The organism is Acidisphaera rubrifaciens HS-AP3, from assembly GCF_000964365.1.
Classification (GTDB): Bacteria; Pseudomonadota; Alphaproteobacteria; order Acetobacterales; family Acetobacteraceae; genus Acidisphaera; species Acidisphaera rubrifaciens.
Map to the genome: position 1 here is coordinate 1 of NZ_BANB01000187.1, position 5,711 is coordinate 5,711.

Sequence of the window (5,711 nt, forward strand, 5' to 3'; positions counted from 1 at the left end):
CATCACGCCGAAGCGGGAGAAGATCAGATCGGCGGCGGCGGCGGAGAAATCATGCGTCGATGCGTCGGCGACCTCGAGCGTGACGTTCGCAAGTCCCGCCTCCGCCACCCGCGCCCGCGCGCGCGCCAGCATCACGCGCGAGAAATCGGCCGCGGTGACATGCCCGCCCGGCCCGACCCGCTCGGCCAGTTGCAGCACCGTGGCGCCGCAGCCGCAGCCGATGTCGAGCACGCGCTCGCCCGCGACCGGGCCCACGCGATCGAGCGTGGTGCGCGTCAGCCCGTCGAACAGCGCGTCGATCTTCGTCTGCAACGCGACCCAGCGCGGGCCGCCGTCCTCGTTCCAATAGGCTTCCTCGTCGCGCGGGGCGTCGGTCGCGGCGTCAGCGGTCATGCGTGGGTTCCTGGAGCGTCGCCGGGTGCGGATCAGTGCGCAAAGGCGATGAGCTGGCGCACGGGGGCGCCGGATTTGAGGTTGGCGAAGCCGTCGTTGATGTCGGCGAGCGCCATCTCGCCGGAGATCAGGTGGTCGAGATTGAGCCGCCCCTGCCGCCAGAACTGCAGGATGCGCGGCATGTCCACCCGGAAGCGGTTGCCGCCCATCGTGGTGCCCTGGATGCGCTTGTCGCGCAGCAGGTCGGCGCCCTGCAGCTCGATCTTCACGCCGACCGGCAGCATGCCGATCACCGTCGCCAGACCGCCCGGACGCAGCATGCGGAACGCCTGCTCCGCCGTTGCCTTCAGCCCCAGCGCCTCGAAGCTGTAGGCGACGCCGCCGCCCGTCAGGTCGCGCACCGCGCCGACCGGATCGACGGCGGAGGCATCGACGGTGTCGGTCGCGCCGAGCGCGCGCGCCAGATCGAGCTTCGACGCCAGCGTATCGATGGCGATGATCCGCGCCGCCCCGGCCAGCGCCGCGCCCGCCACCGCCGACAGGCCGACGCCGCCGCAGCCGATCACCGCGACCGTGCTCCCCGGCTCGACCTTCGCCGCGTGGAACACCGAGGCGACGCCGGTGATAACGCCGCAGCCGACCAGCGCCGCCTGCGCGAGCGGGATGTCGTCGTCGATCTTCACCAGCGCGTTCTCGTGCACCAGCATCTGCTCGGCAAAGGACGACAGGTTCATGAACTGATGCAGCACGTCGCCCTGCCACGCGAGCCGGCGCGCGGCGCCCGGCGGCAGCTTCACGTCCGTCCCCTCGCACAGGTTGGGGTGCCCGGTCAGACAGGGCGTGCAGGTGCCGCAGAACACCGACAGGCAGGTCACGACGTGATCGCCCGGCTTCACATGCGTCACGTCCTCGCCCACCGCCTCGACGATGGCCGAGGATTCATGGCCGAGCACGCACGGCATCGGCCAGGGCCACAGCCCTTCGATGAAATGCAGGTCGCTGTGGCAAAGCCCGGCATAGGCGGTGCGCAGCAGCACCTCCCGCCGTTGCGGGCGGGTGATGGACACGTCCTCGATCGTGATTGGGGTGCCCGGGGCATGGAGCACGGCGGCTTTCATGGGCAGGCCTCCATCGGCGTGATCTCCGGTCGGGAACGCGGCCGCATCCGGGGCGCGAAGGCGGCGACGCGGCGGAGGCTGCCCGCCCGGCGCTGCCAAGACAAGACCGACCGCCGGCGGCCGCGCCGCGAGAGACCAGCGTCAGCCGGGAGAGCGACCGCGCAACGCCGCCGCGGCGCGCCGTGTCCGGGTCAGGTCACCCGGGTCGGGCCAGCCCGGGTCAGGTCACCCGGACGGCACAAACGTGTCACGCCGGGCGGGTCACGGGGACCCGCCCGGCGCGGACATCGACGGCGAGCCGATAGGGTCGCCGAAAGACGGCAGCCGGCGTTCCGCCCCGCGTTCCGCCGGCCGGGCGAGGCGCCCGGCCGGGACCGCGGGACAGGACCGTCGGCGCGCCGCGTTACTTCGACGAGCCGGCCGGCATCGGAGCCGGCGCCGGGGCGGCGCCGCCGCCACCGCCGCCCGGCATGAACGGCGTGCCGGTCTGCGCCGCCTTGAGGCTCTCGGCGTTCAGATCGTCGGCCGACATGTCGCCACCCGACCGCATGCCCTTGCCGGACATGTGGTGCATGCCGGACATGCTGCCGTGATGCATGCTCGACATGTGATGCGATCCGGACATGTGATGCATGCCCGACATGTGATGGCTGCCGCTCGTGGCCTTACCGCTCGTCTTGTCGGGGGTCGTCGTGCTGTCGTTGGCGGCCATCGACTGCTGCGACGCGGGGTGATGCTTGCGCATCGCGGAGGTGTAGGGGGTTGCCGCGAAAGCAGGCGCGGCGAGGGCAACGGCGGAGATCGCCGTCAGGATGAGACGTCCGTTCATGGCATGTCCTGTCTTGTCTTGTTAGGCCGGCACAATGACCCGAACACCTTAACATCCTTACCCGGGCATGCACGTGGAAATGCAACTAAAAAGCACACCATGTTGCACGGATGTCGCATCATGCCGGGAAGAATGGCTGGCCTAGCCGGCGCGACTGGCCGTGGAAGACGGCGACCAGCCCGCCATCGCCGCCGCGCACCTCGATGTCGGTCAGGCCCGTGCGCCCCGCCTGCGCCCGGTCGGCGGCGGTCGCGACCAGCCGCTCTCCCACCCGCGCGGGCCGCAGGAAGGTGATCGCCGCGTGCTGCGCCACCGCGCGCTCGCCGTGGCTGTTGCAGGCATAGGCAAAGGCGGTGTCGGCGAGGGTGAAGATGAAGCCGCCGTGACACATGCCGTGGCCGTTCGCCATCGCCTGCGTCACCGCCATCGACATGGTCGCCGTCCCCGGCCCGATCGCATCGAGGCGTATGCCAAGCCCGCGGGCCGCCTCGTCGTCGCGCCACATCGCCTCGGCACAGGCTGCCGCCAGGTGCTGCGGATCGTCGGAGACGCTCATCGGCCCCTCATTTCGGCGGTCGCGGCAGCGGCAGGTTGGTCCGATAGATCACCCGCTTGAGGGCGAAGGCCGACCGGATCGCCCGCACCCCGTCGATGCGCGACAGCCGGCCGCGCATGAACTGCTCATAGCTGGCGAGGTCGGCGCACACCACGCGCAGCAGATAGTCGCTGGTGCCCGCCATCTCGTAGCACTCCATCACCTCGGGATAGTCGGCGATCGCCCGTTCGAAGCGTTCGAGGTTGGCCTCGCTCTGCGCCGCCAGCTCGATCGTGACGAACACGTGGACCGCGAGCCCCACCCGCTCCTGATCGAGCAGCGCGACATAGCGCTGGATGATCCCCGCCTCCTCCAGTAGGCGCTGCCGCCGGTGGCAGGGCGAGGCGGACAGTCCCACCCGCTCCGCCAGCTCCACGGTCGTCGCCCGCCCGTCCTGCTGCAGGTGATCGAGGATGGCGACGTCGATACGATCAAGCTGCATGCGCGCGCCGCGGGGCATCGCCCGCAGCCGGGCTGAGACGGCATATCATTTTGCACCGCACCATTAGAAGATTCTGCCAATCTCCGCATCGCTGCTGGTCAACTATGGCAGGACGCACGCACCAACTCCAGATTAGAGTCGGGCTTTCGAAACGCACGGCACGGCCCAGGGGCCGGGGAAGGTTGCGATGGATATCGGCGTCCCGACGAACGGCGTTCCGCTGACCGCACGACCGCTGGAATCCCGCTACACCGACACCGGCGACAAGCTGCTGATGACCGGCATCCAGGCGCTGGTGCGCGTGCTGCTCGAACAGGCGCGGCGCGACCGCGCGGCCGGGCGGCGCACCGCCGGTCTCGTCTCCGGCTATCGCGGCTCGCCCCTTGGCGGGCTCGACCTCGAACTCTGGCGGCGGCGCAAGCTGATCGACGCGCACGACATACGCTTCCAGCCGGGACTGAACGAGGATCTGGCCGCCACCATGCTCTGGGGCAGCCAGCAACTCGACGCCTTCCCCGGCAAGCGTGTCGATGGCGTGTTCGGCATGTGGTACGGCAAGGGGCCGGGCGTCGATCGGTCCGGCGACCCGTTCCGCGCCGCCAACATGCTCGGCACCGCCGCCCTCGGCGGGGTGCTCGCGGTCACCGGCGACGACCACGGGGCGCAATCATCGGTCTATCCGCACCAGACCGACCACGTGCTGCACGGCGTGATGATGCCCGTCCTCGCGCCCGCGGGCGTGCAGGACATCCTGGATTACGGGCTCGCCGGCTATGCGCTCTCGCGCTTCTCCGGCCTCTGGGTCGCGCTGAAGCTGACCAGCGAGACGGCCGAACAGGGGGCCACCGTCCACATCCCCGGCGCCGAGGCCTGGGCCACGCCCGACTTCCCCCTGCCTGCCCACCCGATGGGCTACGACACCGCCCTCGCCTATCCGCGCGACCGCGCCGAACTCGAGCGCCGGCTGATGGAGGACCGCATCCCGGCGGCACTCGCCTGGGCGCGCGCCAACCCGTTCGACCGGCTGGTCGCGGCGGGCGAGGACGCGCCGCTCGGCCTCGTCACCGTGGGCAAGGCGCACGCCGACACGATCCACGCGCTGCGCCTGCTCGGCCTCGAGGGCGACCCGCGCATCGCCCTCTATAAGGTCGGGCTTACCTGGCCGATCGAGGCGGAGGGGCTGCGCCGCTTCGCCGCCGGCCGCCGCGTGCTGCTCGTCGTCGAGGAAAAGCGCAGCATCGTCGAGGCCCAGGCCCGCGACGCCCTCTATGACATGCCGGCCGACCGCCGCCCCGCGATCATCGGCAAGACGGCGCTCGACGGCAGCCCGCTGCTGCCCGCCGTCATGGAAATCGCGCCGGAGGACGTGGCCGGGGCCATCGTGCGCACCCTGCGCGCCCTCGGGCTCGACGCGCCGCTGCCGCCCACCGTCACCCCGCCCGCCCCCTTCGCCGGGCAATTGCAGCGCACCCCCGCCTTCTGCGCCGGCTGCCCGCACGCGACCTCGACCCGCATCCCGGACGGCAGCTTTGCCAATGCCGGCATCGGCTGCCACTTCCTGACGATGGGCGAGGCGGACGTCACCCGCACCTTCAGCCAGATGGGCGGCGAGGGCGCGGGCTGGGCCGGCATGGCCCCCTTCACCGACCTGCCGCACATGTTCGTCAACCTCGGCGACGGCACCTATCAGCATTCCGGCAGCCTCGCGATCCGTCAGGCGGTCGCGGCGGGCACCAACGTCACCTACAAGATCCTGTTCAACGACGCCGTCGCCATGACCGGCGGCCAGCCGGCCGAAGGCGGCCCCTCCGTCGTCCACATCGCGGCCCAGGTCGCGGCGGAGGGCGTCGCGCGCGTCGCCGTCGTCGCCGACGATCCCGACCGCCTGCCCGCCGTCGCCGCCCTGCCCGCCGGCACGCTGCGCGCCGGGCGCGACCAGCTCGACGAGGTCCAGCGCACCCTGCGCGACATCCCCGGCGTGACCGTCCTGATCTACGACCAGGTCTGCGCCACCGAAAAACGCCGCCGCCGCAAGCGCGGCACCATGGCGCAGGCCGACGTCAACGTCCGCATCAACGCCGATGTCTGCGAGAATTGCGGCGACTGCTCGGCGCAGTCGCTGTGCATCGCGATCGAGCCGATCGACACCCCGCTCGGCCGCAAGCGACGCATCAACCCGACCGCGTGCAACGTCGATCTCTCCTGCCTCAAGGGCTTCTGCCCGAGTTTCGTCACGCAGGACGGGCCGCCCCGCGCCCCCGCCGCCGATGCGCGGTGGGAGACGCGCGAGGCCGCCCTCGCCGAGACGCTGCCGCCGCCCGACGCCGCGGCGCT

At 71.4% G+C, this 5,711-nt stretch carries 6 protein-coding genes; 1 reads left to right on the top strand and 5 read right to left on the bottom strand.

The window, feature by feature from the left end; genetic code table 11:
- The 5 genes from B8460_RS06745 to B8460_RS06765 form a co-directional block, all read right to left on the bottom strand.
- Positions 1-393 (bottom strand): class I SAM-dependent methyltransferase (locus B8460_RS06745; RefSeq protein WP_048860818.1); only part of this gene is annotated, 393 nt, incomplete at its 3' end.
- Between the two features lie 32 nt (positions 394-425).
- Complete coding sequence (locus tag B8460_RS06750) at positions 426-1,499, bottom strand: Zn-dependent alcohol dehydrogenase (protein WP_206742644.1); 1,074 nt, start codon at positions 1,497-1,499, stop codon at positions 426-428.
- 415 nt (positions 1,500-1,914) lie between these two features.
- The gene (locus B8460_RS06755; RefSeq protein WP_048860820.1) at positions 1,915-2,340 is read right to left on the bottom strand and encodes a hypothetical protein; all 426 of its coding nucleotides are present in this window, start codon (positions 2,338-2,340) and stop codon (positions 1,915-1,917) included.
- A 118-nt stretch (positions 2,341-2,458) separates the two neighbouring features.
- Positions 2,459-2,896, bottom strand: coding sequence for a hydroxyphenylacetyl-CoA thioesterase PaaI (gene paaI, locus B8460_RS06760; protein WP_048860821.1), 438 nt, complete (start codon positions 2,894-2,896; stop codon positions 2,459-2,461).
- Positions 2,897-2,903: 7 nt separating this feature from the next.
- Complete coding sequence (locus B8460_RS06765; RefSeq protein ID WP_048860822.1) at positions 2,904-3,377, bottom strand: Lrp/AsnC family transcriptional regulator; 474 nt, start codon at positions 3,375-3,377, stop codon at positions 2,904-2,906.
- A 187-nt stretch (positions 3,378-3,564) separates the two neighbouring features.
- Here B8460_RS06765 and B8460_RS06770 point away from each other — a divergent pair.
- Positions 3,565-5,711, top strand: a 2,147-nt coding sequence (locus B8460_RS06770) for an indolepyruvate ferredoxin oxidoreductase family protein (RefSeq protein ID WP_148360418.1), incomplete at its 3' end; no start/stop codon positions are given.

Coding starts and splice junctions, on each gene's coding strand:
- B8460_RS06755 (WP_048860820.1), bottom strand. CDS start 2,340: ATGAACGGACGTCTCATCCTGACGGCGATCTCCGCCGTTGCCCTCGCC.
- B8460_RS06765 (WP_048860822.1), bottom strand. CDS start 3,377: ATGCAGCTTGATCGTATCGACGTCGCCATCCTCGATCACCTGCAGCAG.
- paaI (WP_048860821.1), bottom strand. CDS start 2,896: ATGAGCGTCTCCGACGATCCGCAGCACCTGGCGGCAGCCTGTGCCGAG.